Origin of the sequence: Burkholderia sp. SCN-KJ (assembly GCF_024656005.1) — a bacterium.
In the GTDB taxonomy this organism is placed as follows: domain Bacteria; phylum Pseudomonadota; class Gammaproteobacteria; order Burkholderiales; family Burkholderiaceae; genus Burkholderia.
In genome coordinates this window covers 581,937-600,459 of record NZ_JANKOG010000001.1, presented here as the reverse complement: position 1 = coordinate 600,459, position 18,523 = coordinate 581,937, and the positions used below count along the sequence as shown (strand labels likewise).

12 protein-coding genes are annotated in these 18,523 nt (G+C 66.7%); 10 read left to right on the top strand and 2 right to left on the bottom strand.

Features of this window, described 5'->3' with window-relative positions; translation table 11 throughout:
• Positions 1–242: 242 nt before the first annotated feature.
• The 4 genes from edd (at position 243) to NQV17_RS02735 (ending at position 4,838) form a co-directional block, all read left to right on the top strand.
• Positions 243–2,099 (top strand): phosphogluconate dehydratase, encoded by a 1,857-nt coding sequence (gene edd / locus NQV17_RS02750; protein WP_257768565.1) that lies wholly within the window; start codon positions 243–245, stop codon positions 2,097–2,099.
• A 19-nt stretch (positions 2,100–2,118) separates the two neighbouring features.
• The gene (gene eda, locus NQV17_RS02745; RefSeq protein ID WP_044844151.1) at positions 2,119–2,745 is read left to right on the top strand and encodes a bifunctional 4-hydroxy-2-oxoglutarate aldolase/2-dehydro-3-deoxy-phosphogluconate aldolase; all 627 of its coding nucleotides are present in this window, start codon (positions 2,119–2,121) and stop codon (positions 2,743–2,745) included.
• Positions 2,746–2,965: 220 nt separating this feature from the next.
• Entirely contained in the window at positions 2,966–4,327 is a 1,362-nt protein-coding gene (locus tag NQV17_RS02740; RefSeq protein ID WP_044844150.1) for a GntP family permease, read from the top strand.
• 13 nt (positions 4,328–4,340) lie between these two features.
• Positions 4,341–4,838: a gluconokinase gene (locus NQV17_RS02735; RefSeq protein WP_044844149.1), complete on the top strand. Its 498-nt coding sequence runs from the start codon at positions 4,341–4,343 to the stop codon at positions 4,836–4,838.
• Between the two features lie 147 nt (positions 4,839–4,985).
• On the opposite strand, the gene purB is transcribed toward NQV17_RS02735, so the two are convergent.
• Positions 4,986–6,374: an adenylosuccinate lyase gene (gene purB, locus NQV17_RS02730; protein ID WP_257768560.1), complete on the bottom strand. Its 1,389-nt coding sequence runs from the start codon at positions 6,372–6,374 to the stop codon at positions 4,986–4,988.
• A gap of 267 nt (positions 6,375–6,641) precedes the next feature.
• Here purB and NQV17_RS02725 point away from each other — a divergent pair, with 267 nt between their 5' ends.
• From NQV17_RS02725 to NQV17_RS02700, 6 genes are all read left to right on the top strand, one after another.
• Positions 6,642–7,595, top strand: coding sequence for a LysR substrate-binding domain-containing protein (locus NQV17_RS02725; RefSeq protein WP_257768558.1), 954 nt, complete (start codon positions 6,642–6,644; stop codon positions 7,593–7,595).
• A 285-nt stretch (positions 7,596–7,880) separates the two neighbouring features.
• On the top strand, positions 7,881–9,167 hold the full coding sequence (locus NQV17_RS02720; protein WP_014898081.1) for a Glu/Leu/Phe/Val dehydrogenase: 1,287 nt from the start codon (positions 7,881–7,883) through the stop codon (positions 9,165–9,167).
• Positions 9,168–9,419: 252 nt separating this feature from the next.
• Entirely contained in the window at positions 9,420–10,313 is an 894-nt protein-coding gene (locus NQV17_RS02715; RefSeq protein ID WP_059581206.1) for a glutamate/aspartate ABC transporter substrate-binding protein, read from the top strand.
• A gap of 84 nt (positions 10,314–10,397) precedes the next feature.
• Positions 10,398–11,138, top strand: coding sequence for an amino acid ABC transporter permease (locus tag NQV17_RS02710; protein ID WP_044848294.1), 741 nt, complete (start codon positions 10,398–10,400; stop codon positions 11,136–11,138).
• Entirely contained in the window at positions 11,138–11,815 is a 678-nt protein-coding gene (gltK, locus tag NQV17_RS02705) for a glutamate/aspartate ABC transporter permease GltK (RefSeq protein ID WP_014898078.1), read from the top strand. Before NQV17_RS02710 ends, gltK begins: the two co-directional genes overlap by 1 nt.
• Positions 11,812–12,537 (top strand): amino acid ABC transporter ATP-binding protein, encoded by a 726-nt coding sequence (locus NQV17_RS02700; RefSeq protein ID WP_044848292.1) that lies wholly within the window; start codon positions 11,812–11,814, stop codon positions 12,535–12,537. The genes gltK and NQV17_RS02700 overlap by 4 nt, the downstream gene beginning before the upstream one ends.
• A 128-nt stretch (positions 12,538–12,665) precedes the next feature.
• On the opposite strand, the gene NQV17_RS02695 is transcribed toward NQV17_RS02700, so the two are convergent.
• Positions 12,666–17,912, bottom strand: coding sequence for an autotransporter outer membrane beta-barrel domain-containing protein (locus tag NQV17_RS02695; RefSeq protein WP_257768551.1), 5,247 nt, complete (start codon positions 17,910–17,912; stop codon positions 12,666–12,668).
• Between the last annotated feature and the right edge of the window lie 611 nt (positions 17,913–18,523).

Here is an 18,523-nt window from a genome sequence, read left to right as displayed (position 1 = left end):
TTGTAGAAAATCTACATGGAAATGCTAGCTCTATCGTCGGCAATTTCTGCAACGGAAGATGTCGTGGATTAGGGTTTTCACTAGGAAAGCCTTGCTGGTGGCGGGGATGTGAGTTGCGCGTATGCTGATCCGCATTGCGCGCTTGTAGTTTTTCTACTAGACTGGCTTCGTTCGTTCGATGCACTCGACCGTCCCCACGATTCCAACCGCCGGTGTCCGTCCGGCATACAGGAGCGCCCAGCATGACGTCGCTGCACCCCACCCTGGCGAAAGTCACCGATCGCGTGATCGCCCGCAGCCAATCGACCCGTTCCGCCTATCTGCAGCGCATCGACGGCGCGCAAGGCAAGTTCCCGGCGCGCGGCGCGCTGTCGTGCGCGAACCTCGCGCACGGCTTCGCGGGTCTCGAAGGCAGCGACAAGTTCCAGATCAAGGCGATCCGCGAGCCGAACATCGGCATCGTGTCCTCGTACAACGAGATGCTGTCCGCGCACGCGCCGTACAAGGATTTTCCCGACATCATCAAGGCCGCCGCGCGCGAGAACGGCGGCGTCGCGCAGTTCGCGGGCGGCGTGCCGGCGATGTGCGACGGCGTCACGCAGGGCAACCCGGGCATGGAGCTGTCGCTGTTCTCGCGCGAGGCGATCGCGATGGGCACCGCGATCGCGCTCACCCACAACATGTTCGACGCGGCGCTCTGCCTCGGCATCTGCGACAAGATCGTGCCGGGCCTCCTGATCGGCGCGCTGCAGTTCGGCCACCTGCCGACCATCTTCGTGCCGGCCGGCCCGATGACGAGCGGCCTGTCGAACGACGACAAGGCGAAGATCCGCCAGCAGTTCGCGACCGGCCAGGTCGGCCGCGACGCGCTGCTCGAAGCGGAATCGGCCGCGTATCACGGCCACGGCACCTGCACGTTCTACGGCACCGCGAACAGCAACCAGATGCTGATGGAGCTGATGGGCCTGCACCTGCCGGGTTCGGCGTTCGTCCATCCGCACACGCCGCTGCGCGACGCGCTGACCGCCGAAGCCGCGCGCCGCGTGCTCGACCTCACGGTCGAGCGCGGCCACTACACGCCGATCGGCCACGTGATCGACGAGAAGGCGATCGTCAACGGGATCGTCGCGCTGCTCGCGACGGGCGGCTCGACCAACCACACGCTGCACCTCGTCGCGATCGCGCGCGCGGCCGGCATCCTGATCGACTGGAACGATTTCGACGAGCTGTCGGCGGTCGTGCCGCTGCTCGCGAAGATCTACCCGAACGGCAAGGCCGACGTGAACCACTTCCACGCGGCGGGCGGCGTCGCGTTCCTGGTGCGCAACCTGCTCGAGGGCGGGCTGCTGCACGAAGACGTGACGACCGTGGCGGGCCACGGCCTGTCGCACTACACGAAGGAGCCGAAGCTGATCGACGGCAAGCTGACGTGGGTCGACGGCACGGCCGAGAGCCACGACACGAAGGTGCTGCGCGGCATTCGCGACCCGTTCCAGCCGGACGGCGGCCTGCGCCTGATGCAGGGCCGGCTCGGCCGCGGCGTGATCAAGATCTCGGCGGTCGCGCCCGAGCACCGCAAGGTGACGGCACCCGCGATCGTGTTCGATTCGCAGGAAGCCGTGCAGGAGGCCTTCGATCGCGGCGAGCTGAAGCGCGATTTCGTCGCGGTCGTGCGCTTCCAGGGCGCGCGCGCGAACGGGATGCCCGAGCTGCATCGTTTGACGCCGCTGCTCGGCGTGCTGCAGGATCAGGGCTTCCACGTCGCGCTGGTGACCGACGGCCGCATGTCGGGCGCGTCGGGCAAGGTGCCGGCCGTGATCCACGTGTCGCCGGAAGCGCTGCTGGCCGGCCCGCTCGGCAAGGTGAAGACGGGTGACACGCTTGTGATCGACGCGGAAGCCGGCATTCTCGACATCGAGGTCGACGACGCCGAGTGGCAGGCGCGCCCGGTCGCGCAGCCGCTGCACCAGGCCGAGAACGAGGTCGGTTTCGGGCGCGAACTGTTCGGCGTGTTCCGCTCGGCGGCCGCGCCAGCCGAGCAGGGCGCATCGGTTTTCGGGACGCTGGTCGGCGAAACGGCCGTCAGCGTCGCTGCATGAATTTCAAGGAGTGTTCCAGATGAAGACGATTGCTGAAATCGTGAAGCTGGGCCCGGTGATTCCGGTGCTCGCATTCGACTCGGTCGAGCAGGGCGAACACGTGTCGCGCGCGTTGCACGCGGGCGGCGTCAAGGTGCTCGAGATCACGCTGCGCACGCCGGCCGGCCTGGAGGCGATCCAGCGCGCGAGCCAGCTCGCGGACGACATCGTCGTCGGCGTCGGCACGATCACGAAGCCCGAGCACTGCGAGCAGGCGAAGCGCGCGGGTGCGAAGTTCGGCGTGTCGCCGGGCCTGACGAAGGACCTGCACCTCGCGTCGCTCGACGCCGGCCTGCCGCTGCTGCCGGGCGTGATGACGCCGAGCGACATCATCCAGGCGCTCGAGTTCGGCTACGAGATCGTCAAGTTCTTCCCCGCGCAGCAGGCCGGCGGCGTGCCGATGCTGCAGGCGTTCCACGGTCCGTTCCCGGCGCTGAAGTTCTGCCCGACGGGCGGCATCACGGTCGACACCGCGCCGAATTTCCTGAAGCTGCCGAACGTCGTATGCGTCGGCGGTTCGTGGCTCACGCCGAAGGCCGCGCTCGCCGCGCAGGACTGGGCCGAAGTCACGCGCCTCGCGCAAGCCGCGAGCCAGCTCCCCCGTTAAGACTTGTACGAAACGACCGTTTGACCCTCGGTAAGCGAGCGCTTAGTGCTTGTTTTACCGAGGGTTTTTGCTGATGGAACCGGTTCTATCCGCGGACCGTAAAGATAAGTAAAATTCAGCGTCCTCACGGGGTGGGTACCCCCCGTGTTTCGGAGACCTGCATAGCCGGGCATACTCGCAACAACTCGCCCGGTTCGAACAATCCTAGGAGGAGTGCCACATGGGGGCTGTCCAAGGCAGCATGCTGCTCATTTATACCGTGATCGCGATCGTCGCGCTGATCGTGATGATCGCGCGGTTCAAGATCTATCCGTTCCTGGTGCTCATCATCGTCTCGCTCGGCCTCGGCCTCGTGGTCGGGATGCCGATGGACAAGATCGTCAAGTCGTTCGAGACCGGCAACGGCAACACGCTCGGCCACATCGCGGTGGTCGTCGGCCTCGGCACGATGCTCGGCAAGATGATGGCCGAATCGGGCGGCGCGGAGCGGATCGCGACCACGCTGATCGACTGGTTCGGCGAGAAGAACATCCATTGGGCGATGATGTTCGTCGCGATCATCGTCGGCCTGCCGGTGTTCTTCGAAGTCGGCTTCGTGCTGCTGATCCCGATCGCGTTCAACGTCGCGAAGCGCACCGGCAAGTCGCTGCTCGTCGTCGGCCTGCCGATGGTCGCGGGCCTGTCCGTCGTGCACGGGCTGATTCCGCCGCACCCGGCCGCGCTGCTGGCCGTCCAGCAATACGGTGCCGACATCGGCAAGACGATCGCGTTCGGCCTGATCGTCGGCGTGCCGACCGCGATCGTCGCGGGCCCGCTGTTCGCGCTGATGATCTCGAAGTTCGTCAAGCTGCCGGAGAACAATCCGCTCGCCGCGCAGTTCGTCGAATCGCACACGGAAGGCAAGCAGCGCGAACTGCCGAGCTTCGGCATCACGCTGTTCACGATCCTGCTGCCGGTGATCCTGATGCTGGTCGGCAGCTGGGCCGACCTGATCTTCACGCCGAAGTCGCTGCCGAACAGCCTGCTGCGCTTTGCCGGCAACTCCGACGTCGCGCTGCTGATCGCCGTGCTGGTGAGCTTCTTCACGTTCGGCAAGCTGCAGGGTTTCAACCGCGACCAGATCCAGAAGTTCTGCGGCGAATGCCTGGCGCCGATCGCCGGCATCACGCTGATCGTCGGTGCGGGCGGCGGCTTCGGCGGCGTCCTGCGCGACAGCGGGATCTCGCAGCAGATCGTCGAGACCGCGAAGCACGCGCACCTGTCGCCGCTGCTGCTCGGCTGGTTCGTCGCGGCGCTGATGCGTCTCGCGACGGGTTCGGCGACGGTCGCGATGACGACGGCCTGCGGCATCGTCGCGCCGATCGCGGCGGCGTCGGGCGCGGCGGTTCGTCCGGAGCTGCTGGTGCTCGCGACGGGCTCGGGCTCGCTGATCTTCTCGCACGTGAACGACGGCGGCTTCTGGCTGATCAAGGAATACTTCGGGATGACGGTCGGCCAGACGTTCAAGACCTGGTCGCTGCTTGAAACCATCATCTCGGTGCTCGGTCTGAGCTTTACGCTGCTGCTGAGCGTGGTTTTGTAACAAGGGGTAGTCAATGATTCTGATCGCAATGGGCGTGTCGGGCGCGGGCAAATCGCGAATCGGCGAAATGCTGGCAGAACGCCTGTCGTGCAGCTATACCGACGGCGACGCATTTCACAGCGCGGCGAACAAGGAAAAGATGCACAACGGCATTCCGCTGACCGACGACGACCGCTGGCCGTGGCTGCGCACGATCCGCGCGGCCATCGAGGAAAAGCAGCGTGCCGGCGAGACGGCCGTGTTCACGTGCTCGTCGCTGAAGCGGTCGTACCGCGACGTGCTGCGCGGCACCGACACCGACGTGCGGTTCGTGTATCTGAAGGGCTCGTTCGAGGTGTTGCACGAGCGCCTGAAAAGCCGCACCGGCCATTTCTTCGATCCGTCGCTGCTGAAGAGCCAGCTCGACACGCTCGAAGAGCCGGGCCCGGACGAGGCGATCGAGGTCAGCATCGAGCTGACGCCCGAACAGATCGTCGATCAGGTGATGGCGAAGATCGGCCACGCGCACTGAGCGCGGTTCGCGGCAATCGTGAGGCCGCAGTGAGACAGGCGCCCCTCGGGGCGCCTTTTTTCGTCGAGCGCGCGCGAGCCGCCAAAGAAAAAGCCCGATGCGAGCAATTTCGCATCGGGCTTTTTTTCCGTCCGGCGACGGCGGCGCTTACGCGATCCGCTTCGCGAGTTCGACGGCCTTGCCGATGTACGACGCCGGCGTCATCGCGAGCAGGCGGTCCTTCGCATCCTGCGGGATCGCCAGCGTGGCGACGAATTCCTGCAGCGCTTCGCGCGTGATGCCCTTGCCGCGCGTCAGTTCCTTCAGCTGTTCGTACGGGTTCTCGATGCCGTAGCGGCGCATCACCGTCTGCACCGGCTCCGCGAGCACTTCCCAGCAGTTGTCGAGATCTTCGTTCAGGCGCTGCGGGTTGACTTCGAGCTTGTCGAGGCCGCGGATCAGCGAGTCGTACGCGAGCAGCGAATAGCCGAGCGCGACGCCCATGTTGCGCAGTACCGTCGAGTCGGTCAGGTCACGCTGCCAGCGCGACACCGGCAGCTTGTCGGCGAGGTGGCGCAGCGTCGCGTTCGCGAGGCCGAGGTTGCCTTCCGAGTTCTCGAAGTCGATCGGGTTGACCTTGTGCGGCATCGTCGACGAGCCGATTTCGCCGGCCTTCGTCTTCTGCTTGAAGTAGCCGACCGAGATGTAGCCCCACACGTCGCGATCGAGGTCGAGCAGGATCGTGTTCGCGCGCGCAACCGCGTCGAACAGCTCGGCCATGTAGTCGTGCGGTTCGATCTGGATCGTGTACGGGTTGAACGTGAGCTTCAGGCGGTTCTCGATCACGTCGCGCGAGAACGCTTCCCAGTCGAATTCCGGATACGCGGACAGGTGCGCGTTGAAGTTGCCGACCGCGCCGTTCATCTTGCCGAGGATCTCGACTTTCTCGATGCGCGTGATCGCGCGTGCGAGGCGCGCGGCGACGTTCGCGAGTTCCTTGCCGAGCGTCGTCGGGCTGGCCGGCTGGCCGTGCGTGCGCGACAGCATCGGCTGCTCGGCGAGCGCGTGCGACAGCGCAACGAGGCGCTGGTGGACCGTGCGCAGCGCCGGCACGATCACGTGCTCGCGCGCGCCGGCGAGCATCATCCCGTGCGACGTGTTGTTGATGTCTTCGGACGTGCACGCGAAGTGGATGAATTCGCTGGCCTTCTCGAGTTCGGCCTGGCCCTTGACCGATTCCTTCAGCCAGTATTCGACGGCCTTCACGTCGTGGTTCGTCACGCGCTCGATTTCCTTGATGCGCGCGGCGTCGTGCGCGGTGAAGCGCTCGGCGAACTGCAGCAGGAATTGTTCGGACGCGTCGGAGAAGCGCGGGACTTCCGCGAAGCCGGCGCGCGACAGCGCGATCAGCCAGTGCACCTCGACGGTGACGCGGTGGCGCATGAAGGCGGCTTCGGAGAGCCAGTCGCGCAGCGCTTCGGTCTTGCTGGCGTAGCGGCCGTCGATGGGCGAGAGCGCGGTGAGGGCGAAAAGCGTATCGGGACGAGTGTCGGACATGATCGGGCGGGCCTTGGGGCCGGGTCGAGCGAGGGGGGAAGAATCCGGCATTTTACCATCGCCGCGGGGCGATCCCGGCCGAACCGGTCCGGCCGCGGCCGCCGCGGGCGATCGGCACCCGCCCGGCGCCCGGGCGGCGCGCGACCGGCCTGCCGGCAGGCGCCCGCGCCGGCTCGCTGGGGCGCCCGCCACGCCGCCGGGCCGGCCGGCCCGCCCGCCGGTAGAATGCTGGCTTCTTCCCGACCGCCGCCCGCCGCGCCCGCCCGCATGGAACTGAAATGGCTCGAAGACTTCGTCTCGCTCGCGGAAACGCGCAGCTTTAGCCGGTCCGCCGAACTGCGGCACGTGTCGCAGCCCGCGTTCTCGCGGCGTATCCAGGCGCTCGAGGCGTGGCTCGCGACCGAACTGATCGATCGTTCGGTCTATCCGACGCGGCTCACGCAGGCCGGCCAGATCTTCTACGAGCAGGCGCTGACGATGCTGTCGCAGGCGCACGAGGCGCGCACGCTGCTGCGCGGCCACGTCGGCGCGCCGGTGCCGACGATCGAGTTCGCGGTGCCGCACACGCTGTCGCTCACGTATTTTCCGCGCTGGCTGCAGCGGATCGAGGCGAAGATGGGGCAGGTCCACACGCGGCTGCGCGCGCTGAACGTGCACGATGCCGTGCTGTCGCTCGTCGAGGGCGGCTGCGATCTCGTGATGGGCTACCACCACCCGAGCCACCCGGTCGCGCTCGACCCGGCCCGCTACGACATGCTGGTGCTCGGCAGCGAGCCGATCAGCGCGTTTTCGGCGCCGGGCCGTGCGGGCCGGCCGCGCTACACGCTGCCGGGCACGGCCGAGGCGCGCGTGCCGTACCTGTCGTATACGCCGAACGCGTATCTCGGCCGGATGACCGAAGTCATCGTGGCGAATGCACCGACGTCGCTGTTCCTCGATCGTGTTTACGAAACCGACATGGCGGAAGGGCTGAAGGCGATGGCGCTCGCGGGCCACGGCGTCGCGTTCCTGCCGCACAGCGCGGTCGAGGATGCGGTGGCGAGCGGCCGCCTGATCCGGCTCGACCGTGCCGCGCGCGGCGGCACCCATCCGTTCACGCTGACGATGGAGATCCGCCTGTACTGCGACAAGCTCGCGCTGCAGGGCGACGACCCGCACCAGAAACTCGTGCGCGCGCTGTGGGACGTCGTGCGCGACGAACTGCGCGAAACCACCGGTTAACCGTGGGCGGTTAACCGGGCCAACCGGGCCGGTCGGGCGCGAGCGACTGACGAGCCGCTTTCGACGCCGCTCGGACGCCCGTCCGGCGGGCGTCCCGCGACTTTCGCCGACGATTTTTCACGCACGCGATGCATGGCCGATCGCGGGCGTTCTTGCGCAAATCGACCGCGGATTTGCGAAAAATCACGATCATGCAAGAAACGCATAATCGAATAAGCAAACGGCATTGGATAAAAAAAAGGGGTTTTTCGACAATGTGCGCAATCCGTTGAACTTGGAGTGTCCATGTCTTCGCAACTGCAGTCCATCCCGTCCTACCTTCACGCCGACGATCTCGGCCCGTGGGGCAACTACCTTCAGCAGGTCGATCGCGTCGCGCCGTACCTCGGTTCGCTGTCGCGCTGGCTCGAAACGCTGAAGCGTCCGAAGCGCATCCTGATCGTCGACTGCCCCATCGAGCTCGACAACGGCACCGTCGCGCACTTCGAAGGCTATCGCGTGCAGCACAACGTGTCGCGCGGCCCGGGCAAGGGCGGCGTGCGCTACCACCAGGACGTGACGCTGTCGGAAGTGATGGCGCTGTCGGCATGGATGTCGGTGAAGAACGCTGCAGTGAACGTGCCGTACGGCGGTGCGAAGGGCGGCATCCGCGTCGACCCGCGCAAGCTGTCGCGTGGTGAGCTCGAGCGCGTGACGCGCCGCTACACCAGCGAAATCGGCATCATCATCGGCCCGAACACCGACATTCCGGCACCGGACGTCAACACCAACGAACAGGTGATGGCGTGGATGATGGACACGTATTCGATGAACCAGGGCCAGACGTCGACCGGCGTCGTGACCGGCAAGCCGATCGCGCTCGGCGGTTCGCTCGGCCGCAAGGAAGCAACCGGCCGCGGCGTGTTCGTCGTCGGCTCCGAAGCGGCGAAGAAGAAGGGCCTGGAAATCGAAGGCGCGCGCATCGCGGTGCAGGGCTTCGGCAACGTCGGCGGCATCGCGGCGAAGCTGTTCCAGGAAGCGGGCGCGAAGGTGATCGCGGTGCAGGATCACACGGGCACGATCTACCAGCCGGCCGGCCTCGATTCGAACAAGCTGCTCGACCACGTCGCACGCACGGGCGGCGTCGCGGGCTTCGAAGGCGCCGAGCCGATGCCGAACGACGAGTTCTGGACGGTCGAGACCGACATCCTGATCCCGGCGGCACTGGAAAACCAGATCACCGAGAAGAACGCAGCGAAGATCCGCACGAAGATCATCGTCGAAGGCGCGAACGGCCCGACGACGACGGCAGCGGACGACATCCTGAGCGCGAACGGCGTGCTCGTGATCCCCGACGTGATCGCGAACGCGGGCGGCGTGACCGTGTCGTACTTCGAGTGGGTGCAGGACTTCTCGAGCTTCTTCTGGACGGAAGACGAGATCAACCACCGTCTCGAGCGCGTGATGCGCGAAGCGTTCGCCGGCGTGTGGGCGGTCGCGGAAGAGCACAAGGTGTCGGTGCGTACGGCGGCGTTCATCGTCGCGTGCAAGCGCATCCTGATGGCGCGCGAAATGCGCGGCCTGTACCCCTGATCCGTCGTTGCCGATTGTCGATCGGTTGACTACGATCAAAGCATGACGCAATCCACCCGATTGCGTGCATGAACCCTCGCGGGCGGTGCCGAATCCGGCATCGCCCGCGCGCGCATTCAGGTGCCGAAACGGGCGCCCGGAGCCGGGAGGACGGCTTCGCACAGCGCGATTCGTAGTGCGGTAAACAACCAGTACTTTCAAAAATATTACTTTGATACACTGGCGCGGGTTTTAGCCAAGGAGATGACCAAAATGAAATACCACAAGGCAGTCCTGATGGTCGCGGCGCTGTGCGCGTTCGCGAGCGGCGCGCATGCACAGGAGACCGGCACGCTGAAGAAGATCAAGGACACGGGCGTGATCGCGCTGGGCCACCGCGAATCGTCGATTCCGTTCTCCTACTATGACCAGAACCAGCAGGTCGTCGGCTATTCGCGCGAATTCCAGATGAAGATCGTGGACGCGGTGAAGAAGAAGCTGAACCTGCCGAACCTGCAGGTCAAGAACATCCCGGTGACGTCGCAGAACCGCATCCCGCTCGTGCAGAACGGCACGGTGGACATCGAGTGCGGCTCGACGACCAACAACCTGGAGCGTCAGCAGCAGGCCGCGTTCTCCGACACGATCTTCGTGATCGGCACGCGCCTGATGACGAAGAAGGATTCGGGCGTGAAGGACTTCGCCGACCTGAAGGGCAAGACGGTCGTGACCACCGCCGGCACGACGTCCGAGCGCCTGCTGCGCAAGATGAACAACGATAAGCAGCTGGGCATGAACATCATCAGCGCGAAGGACCACGGCGACTCGTTCAACACGCTCGAGTCCGGCCGCGCGGTCGCGTTCATGATGGACGACGCGCTGCTCGCGGGCGAGCGCGCGAAGGCGAAGCAGCCGGGCGAATGGGTGATCGTCGGCACGCCGCAGTCGGAAGAGGCGTACGGCTGCATGATGCGCAAGGGCGATGCGGACTTCAAGAAGGTCGTCGACGACGCGATCTCGCAAGTCGAGAAGTCGGGCGAAGCCGCGAAGATCTACGCGAAGTGGTTCGAGAACCCGATCCCGCCGAAGGGGCTGAACCTGAACTTCCCGCTGTCCGATTCGATGAAGAAGCTGTACGCGAACCCGAACGACAAGGCGCTCGACTGACCACGCGGCCGTTGACGCAGAAATGACGCTACTGAAACGGAAGAGGCCACGCTTCTTCCGTTTCTTTTTGCTGGAGTCTTGCCCATGTCTTACCACTGGAACTGGGGCGTCTTCCTGAGCCCCGTCTCGACCGGCGAGCCGACGACTTATTTCGGATGGCTGATGTCCGGCTTCTGGGTGACGATCGAGGTGTCGCTCGTCGCCTGGGTCATCGCGCTGATCGTCGGTTCGCTGTTCGGCGTGCTGCGCACGGTGCCGAACAAATGGCTGTCCGCGATCGGCACCGTGTACGTGTCGATCTTCCGGAACATCCCGCTGATCGTGCAGTTCTTCATCTGGTACCTCGTCGTGCCCGAACTGCTGCCCGCGTCGATCGGCACCTGGATCAAGCAGTTGCCGCCGACCACGCAGTTCTTCACCTCGTCGATCATCTGTCTCGGCCTGTTTACGGGCGCGCGCGTGTGCGAACAGGTGCGCTCGGGGATCAACGCGCTGCCGAAGGGCCAGCGCGCGGCCGGCCTCGCGATGGGCTTCACGCAATGGCAGACGTACCGCTACGTGCTGCTGCCGGTTGCGTACCGGATCATCGTGCCGCCGCTCACGTCCGAGTTCCTGAACATCTTCAAGAACTCGGCGGTCGCGTCGACGATCGGCCTCCTCGACCTGTCCGCGCAGGCGCGCCAGCTCGTCGACTACACCGCGCAGACCTACGAGTCGTTCATCGCGGTCACGCTCGCGTACGTGATCATCAACCTCGTCGTGATGGCGTTCATGCGCTGGATCGAAGGCCGCACGCGGCTGCCGGGCTACATCGGAGGCAAGTGATGCATCAGTTCGACTGGAGTAGTATTCCCGGCGCGATACCGACGCTGTGGACGGGGGCGATCGTCACGTTCAAGATCACGCTGATCGCGATCGTCGTCGGCATCGTCTGGGGCACGTTGCTCGCGCTGCTGCGGCTGTCGGGCGTGAAGCCGCTCGCGTGGTTCGCGAAGGCGTACGTGACGGTGTTCCGCTCGATCCCGCTCGTGATGGTGCTGCTGTGGTTCTTCCTGATCGTGCCGCAGGTGCTGCAGGGCGTGCTCGGGCTGTCGCCGACGATCGACATTCGCCTCGCGTCGGCGATGGTCGCGTTCTCGCTGTTCGAAGCCGCGTATTATTCCGAGATCATCCGCGCCGGCATCCAGGCGGTGCCGCGCGGGCAGGTCAACGCCGCGTTCGCGCTCGGCATGAACTACGCGCAGGCCATGCGCCTCGTGATCCTGCCGCAGGCGTTCCGCGCGATGGTGCCGCTGCTGCTCACGCAGGCGATCGTCCTGTTCCAGGATACGTCGCTCGTGTACGTGATCAGTCTCGCGGACTTCTTCCGCACGGCCGCCAACGTCGGCGATCGCGACGGCACGACCGTCGAGATGGTCCTGTTCGCGGGTGCATGCTATTTCGTGATTTGCTCGGTGGCGTCTGCCCTCGTCAAAGGTCTCCAGAAAAAGGTCACAAGATGATTTCCATCAAGAACGTTTCCAAGTGGTACGGCCAGTTTCAGGTCCTCACCGATTGCACGACCGAGGTCAAGAAAGGCGAGGTGGTGGTCGTGTGCGGCCCGTCCGGCTCGGGCAAGTCGACGCTGATCAAGACCGTGAACGGCCTCGAGCCGTTCCAGCAGGGCGAGATCCTCGTGAACGGCCAGTCGGTCGGCGACAAGAAGACGAACCTGTCGAAGCTGCGCTCGAAGGTCGGAATGGTGTTCCAGCATTTCGAGCTGTTCCCGCACCTGTCGATCACCGAGAACCTGACGCTCGCGCAGGTCAAGGTGCTCGGCCGCGGCAAGGACGAAGCGGCCGAGAAGGGCATGAAGCTGCTCGATCGCGTCGGCCTGAAGGCGCATGCGCACAAGTTTCCGGGCCAGCTGTCGGGCGGCCAGCAGCAGCGGGTCGCGATCGCGCGCGCGCTGTCGATGGATCCGATCGCGATGCTGTTCGACGAGCCGACGTCCGCGCTCGATCCCGAGATGATCAACGAAGTGCTCGACGTGATGGTCGAACTCGCGCAGGAAGGCATGACGATGATGGTCGTCACGCACGAGATGGGCTTCGCGAAGAAGGTCGCCCATCGCGTGATCTTCATGGACAAGGGCGCGATCGTCGAGGACGACCGCAAGGACGATTTCTTCTCGAATCCGAAGTCGGACCGCGCGAAGGACTTCCTCGCGAAAATCCTGCACTGAGCGTTCGTGCAGCGCGTGTGCCGCATGCACGCCGATGAAAAAAACCGCCCGGCTGAACACCGGGCGGTTTTTTTTCGCGGGCTGCCCGTCGCCCGCCGGTGGCAGCGTACGGGTTGCCGAGTCGGGCGTTACCAGCTGTAGCGGTAGCCGACCTGCCCGGTCACGCCGCGCCGGTAATCGCCGCCGATGTTGCGCGCATATTTCACGTTCGCGTACAACGCGCCCGACTTGCCGAAGCCCGCGGTCACGCCAAGGCCGAGCTCGTACCAGGTGCGGCCCAGGTGCGTCGCGAACGGCGTGCCGCCGACGACGGTCTGGCCCGGCGACAGGAAGTCGTGCAGCACGTCAGCCGTGAAGTACGGTGTCGCGGCGCCGCCGCCCGCGTTCGCGTCGAGGTTCGGCCGGAAGACGCGCACGCCGACGCGTCCGCGCAACGCGTGGGTCGTCGTGCCCGACACGGCCGATACGTTGTCGTTGAACCCGTTCAGCTTCAGGTACTGGTACATCAGCTGCGCCTGCGGCTCGACCGCGATCGGTGTGCCGCCGATCCCGAACGGCTTGCCGACCTCCTGCGACAGCGCGATGCCGAAGCCGTTCTGCGAGGCCTCGTTGCCGTAGCTGTCGCGATAGCGGTTGCCGTAGTGCGTGACCTGGCCGACGCTGTCGAAGTAGGTGCCGTCGGACAGGTAGCGCGTCCAGTAGCCGCCGATGCTCTGCGCGTGCATCTCGACCGAGCCCGTCGACGTCGACAGCCCGGCCGTGTCGGCGCGTGCCGTGTCGCTGAAGCTCGTGTTCGCGACGCCGATGCTCGCCGTCACGCCCGCATGCGTGCTGCCGCCGGCGGGCGCCTGGTCGAGCGTCCAGTCCTTGCCGAACTGCGCGAAGAACGTGCGCTCGTCGGCCGCGAAGCGGCCCGCGTTCGCGTCGAGGCTCTGTCCGCCGATGCGGCCCCACACGCCGTCGCGGTTGCCCGGCGCCTGCTTCTCGAGGTTATCGATGTCGCCGACGCGCTCGTGCAGCTTGCCAAGCGTCGAGAAGCCGTAGTCGGCGTTGAGCAGCGGTGTCATCGCATAACCCGCGACGCCCGGACGGTACGCGAGATCGCCGCCGTTGTCGCCGCCCTCGATGACGGACGGGCCGACCGGATCGCCGGGGTCCGTCGGGTCCAGTTGCGAGCGCAGGTACCAGCCGTTCGCATCGCCCTGTCCGCCGCGGTAGAGACGGTATTCGTACGCGCCGGCCTGTACGGGGCCCGCGAGATGGAACGCCGACGCGGTAGTCGTGCCGCCATTGGCCGTGACGACCACCGGAATCCCGTCGCCCGTCGTCTGCGCGCCGGTGCCGGCCGTGTTCGCGATTTTCAGCCCGGTCGTGCCGCTCGCGGTGCCGCCGTTCACGATCAGCCGGTCGGTCGGCGATGCGTCGGCGCCGAGGTAGGTGTTCAGCGCGATCGTGCCGCCGTTGCCGACGTAGCTGCCGGTCGTCAGCGTCCGGTAGCTGGCGGCGGCCGTCGGCGCGCCGGACGGCGCGGCGAACGCGACCAGGCCCGCGTTGTTCAGGCTGCTCAGCACGGAGCTGCCGGTCATGTGCCACGTGCTCGAGCCGTCGACGGTCAGCGCGACCGGGTCGATCGCGCCGGTCAGGGTCGTGCCGTTCGTCAGGAACACGTTGCCGGTGCTCGACGCGTCCGACACGATGTCGCCGGCGAGATTCACGGCCGATGCGTTGAAGGTCGCGGTGCTGCCGTTCGCGAGGTCCAGCAGCGTGCCGTTGCCGGCCGTCACGACGGTGCCGTTGCGCACCGCGATGTCGACGGTGCTGCCGCGCGCAGCGAATGCCGGCCCGGCGACCGACGCGACGCTGCCGCCGTCGACGCGCACCGAGCTCGTCGCGCCGGTCGCGAGCGTGTCCGTGCTCATGACGCCGGCCGTCGCGCCCCTGAGCGTCGTGCCCTTCAGCGCGAGCACGCCGCCGCCGTCGACGGTCGCGCCGTTGCCGGCCGCGCTCGCGAGCGACGAACCCGTGTCGCCGATACGGCCGCCGTTGCGCGCGACGAGGCCATCGGCTGCCGCGCCCGCCGCAGAGACCTTCGTGCCCGACAGCCACACGGTCGCGCCGCTGCCCGCGACGATCGCATGCGCGCCGGCGCCGGTCGTCGCGACGGTCGTGCCGTCGGCCGCGAGCGTCGAATCCGCGCCCGTCACGAAGAGGCCGCGTGCGTTGTCGCCGGCGGTGCGTACGACGGTCGCCGCGTCGGTCGCGATGCGTGCGCCCGTGCCCGTCGACGACAACCCGTCGGCGCCATTGCCGGTCGTGCCGATCTGCGTGCCCGACAGCGCGATCGTCGTGTTCGTGCCGAGGTTGTCGATGCCCTTGCCGGCGCCGCCCGCCGCGATCGACGTCGCGCCGGCCGCGATCCCGCCGTTCGAGACGGTCGAGTCGATCAGCACGCCGTCGGCGCTGCCGTTCGCGACGACGGTGCCCGCGCCCGACAGCGCGACCGACGCACCCGCGCCGGTCAGGTGCACGCCCGCGACGCCGTCGTCGGCCTCGATCGTGCCCGCGTTGGCGAGCGTCGCCGACGCGCCCTGCACGAGCGCGCCGGTGCCGTTGGCCACGCGGATCGCCGACGCGTTGTTCACGGTGCCGAGCGTGCCGACCACGACGCCCGTCGAGCCTGCGCCGCTCAGCAGCACCGTATCGCGGTTGTCGAGCGTGCCGAGGTTCTGCGCGACGAAACCCGTCACGCCCGCGGTCGACGAGGCGACCGCGGCATCGTTGGTCAGCGTCGTCGCGACCGGTGCGCCGGCATTCGCGCCGGCGAGGTCGTGCGCCTGGCCGTCGACGACGCCCGCGATCGCGCCGGCCGCATTCAGGTTGATGGTCGCGCCCGAGTCGATCGTGCCGTTCGCGCCGCCTTCGACCGCTACCGCGATGCCGTTCGCGCCGTTGACGTTGTAGGTGGCGTGGCCGGTCGACAGCGCCGTGCCGGCACCGGTCGCGAGCACGCCGCGCGCGCGCTGGCCGTTCACGTCGGTCGTCAGCGTGCCGGCCGCCGATGCACCCGTATAGGCCGCGCCGCCCGCCATGCGGAACAGCGTCGAATCGTCGGTATCGACGCTCAGGTGCTGCGCGGCGACGTTGATCTTCGAGCCCGCGCCATATGCATAGAAGCCGATCTGGTTCGTACCCGACTTGAAGTCGGGCACCGCGTTCGCGTCGACGTTGATCGTCGCGCCCGAGCGCGCATGGACGCCGATCGCGCCGGTGCCCGTCAGGTTGAGCGCGCCGTCGACCGTGGCCTTCGCGCGCGGCCCTTCGGCCCACACGCCGTAGTTGCGCGTGTCCGATGCCGGATCGAGCCCGCCGGCCACGTTGATCGTGCCGGTCGACGTCGCGGCCGTTGCGCTCGAGCCGGTGCCGACCACCATGATGCCGATGCCGTTCACGCCGTTCAGCGTGATCGTGCCGGTGTTGGTCACGGTCGCGGCCGTGTTGGCCGCGAGCATGCCGACGTTCGCGAGCGGCGTGCCGGGCGCCGCGCCGTTCACGACGATCGTGCCTGCGTTGCGCAGCGTGCCGGACGACGAGCCGATGCTCGCCATCCCGGCGCCGTTCTGCGTCTGCGAGCCGATCACGATCGAGCCGCGGTTGCTGGCGGTGCCCGACGCGCCGAGCAGGATCCCGTACGCGTGCGCGGACAGCGCGACGTCGTTCGCCGCCGCCCCCGGCCCGTACTGGGCCGCGCGGCCGAGATAGATCGTGCCGCCGGCCGCGTTCGTGAAGGTGCCGCCCGCCGCGAAGCCGCCGATCACCTGGCTGTCGAGCGTCGTCGCGTTGACGCCGACGTTGATCGTGCCGGCGTTCGACGCGTTCGCGCCGCCCGTCACGGCCACCGCGTAGTTCTGCAGGTCGGGGCGGTTGCCGGCGAGCGTCCACGCGCCGACGTTCATCATGCCGTGGTTGACGAACGAGGTGCCCGAGCCGTTCGCGTACACGCCGTTGCCCTCGGTGTACGCATGGAACCCGAAGTTGTCGGGCGGCGTGCCGCTGCTCGTGTCGAAATTGTCGCCGGACGCGTAGCCGGACGAGATCACGCCGTTGTTGACGCCGCTCGCGCCGCTCAGCAGGCGCACGAGCGTGAAATCGCCCGACAGGCGGCCGTCGTTGACGAAGTGCGCGCCGTTTTCCGCGACGACGGCCGAACTCGATGCGATCGTGTTGGTGCCGCGGAAGTCGATCTGGCCGTCCTTGCCGATCTGCAGCGTCGCGTTCGCGCCGGTGCCGTGCATTGCCGACAGGTGATCGATCGGCAGCGTGTTCTTGTCGCCGGCGGACACGTTGTTCGCGTACTGGAAGGTCTCCTTCGAGAACGTGACGGCCTGGCCGAACGCGGTGTCGTACGCGGCCTGCGAGCCGAGCGCGCCGCTCCGGACCGAACGCACGAGGAAGTCGTTGTAGGCGGCGAGCGACGCGGCGTCGCTGACGGTCCACGTGCTGCCGTCGAACGCGGTGAAGGTGCCCGCATAGGCCGGCACGTCGAGCTGGAGGTTGCCGACGGAGCCGCCGCTCGCGAGGTAGTCGCCGGTGGTGAACCAGACCTGGTTGCGCGAATTCCAGTTGACGACGCTCGGGGTGGCGCCCGTCCCGTCAGCGACGGTGAGGTCCGTCTGCTTCGCGGCCAGCGTGATTGCGTTGCCGGCCGAGCCGGGCGCGTTGGCGGGATTGCCGATCGACACGTTCAGCGTGCCGCCGGAGCGGTCGACCGTGCCGATCCGCGTGTTCACGTACTGGTCGCCGTTGACGTCGCGGTAGACGGATACGTCGGTCGCGCCGACCGTCGATGCGGCGAACGCGGACGAGTCGTAGGTGGCGACCGACGTATGGGTGCCCATGATCGTGTCGGGCGTGCCGATGCTTTGCGTCTTGCCGCCGAGCGACACCAGCGGCTGATCCGGATTTCCCGACACGATCGTCGTCGTGCCGAACGGGATGCGCGTGTAGCCGGCGTCGCCGCTGTTCTGCGCCGTCCATGCGCCCGTCACGCCGACCGCGTCGCCGCCGGACACGGTCGTGGCGCCGGCCAGGTTGTCGTTCACGGTCGGGCTGACGCTGCCGAGCGCGCAGCTGCCGCCGCTCGCGACCGCCGAACCGTCGCCGCAGCTCGACGCGTACGCGGAGCCGGCCGACAGCGCGGCCAGCGCCGCACCGAGCGCGGCGACGCGCAGCGGCGAGCGGCGGATCGCCGTGCGGGCGGCACGGCGGCTTGCGCCCGATTCGCGGCCTGAACGCTTGCCGCGCGCCCGTGTCGTTTCCGCGACCGCGACCCAGCAGCCGGCGGCGTCGCTCCAGATCGATCGAAATGAGTGATTCACGACATGCCCTCTTTCTTGTTTTGAAGTGGTATTCGCCGCATGCGGCGAATGCGCATTCCACGGTGACGTGTGACGCGAATGGACATGCGGCAGCCGTGGCTGCATGACGCGCCGGTCGGGTTTCGTTACACCGAAGATGGAGCGAGTCTACTAATCGGCGGGGTGGCCGACTTTCAAAAAAATCGGGATATGTAGGGATGGTAACGCTATTGAGCGGTATTTCTGAATTGTGTGGGTAATCGAACTGAAAGCCTTTGTGGGTAAAGACTTGGTGGGTTTTTTATATAACAGGCGAAATCACCGGTTCGGTGGGCTGGCGCACGATCGGCGTGGGGGTTTTGCTTTAAGCTGCGGCTTCCGGATTATCCGGTTTTGAATGCCTTGTTTTATTTGTTTCGCCGGTGAATTATTTTCACTTGGAAATTAATAAAAGAAAAGTGAATGTCGTGTGGCGACGCGAGCGTGCTTGAAATGGCGGCCTGAATGGAGTTGTCGGGCGGAGATTTTCAATGCGGGCAATCATCGGCGGATGCCGGACACCGGATGCGTGATTCAACGATCCGGGCGTGACGCGGGATCGTCGGGCCGCGACGATGGCGGAACAGCGCAAC

Coding starts and splice junctions, on each gene's coding strand:
- edd (WP_257768565.1), top strand. CDS start 243: ATGACGTCGCTGCACCCCACCCTGGCGAAAGTCACCGATCGCGTGATC.
- eda (WP_044844151.1), top strand. CDS start 2,119: ATGAAGACGATTGCTGAAATCGTGAAGCTGGGCCCGGTGATTCCGGTG.
- NQV17_RS02740 (WP_044844150.1), top strand. CDS start 2,966: ATGGGGGCTGTCCAAGGCAGCATGCTGCTCATTTATACCGTGATCGCG.
- NQV17_RS02735 (WP_044844149.1), top strand. CDS start 4,341: ATGATTCTGATCGCAATGGGCGTGTCGGGCGCGGGCAAATCGCGAATC.
- purB (WP_257768560.1), bottom strand. CDS start 6,374: ATGTCCGACACTCGTCCCGATACGCTTTTCGCCCTCACCGCGCTCTCG.
- NQV17_RS02725 (WP_257768558.1), top strand. CDS start 6,642: ATGGAACTGAAATGGCTCGAAGACTTCGTCTCGCTCGCGGAAACGCGC.
- NQV17_RS02720 (WP_014898081.1), top strand. CDS start 7,881: ATGTCTTCGCAACTGCAGTCCATCCCGTCCTACCTTCACGCCGACGAT.
- NQV17_RS02715 (WP_059581206.1), top strand. CDS start 9,420: ATGAAATACCACAAGGCAGTCCTGATGGTCGCGGCGCTGTGCGCGTTC.
- NQV17_RS02710 (WP_044848294.1), top strand. CDS start 10,398: ATGTCTTACCACTGGAACTGGGGCGTCTTCCTGAGCCCCGTCTCGACC.
- gltK (WP_014898078.1), top strand. CDS start 11,138: ATGCATCAGTTCGACTGGAGTAGTATTCCCGGCGCGATACCGACGCTG.
- NQV17_RS02700 (WP_044848292.1), top strand. CDS start 11,812: ATGATTTCCATCAAGAACGTTTCCAAGTGGTACGGCCAGTTTCAGGTC.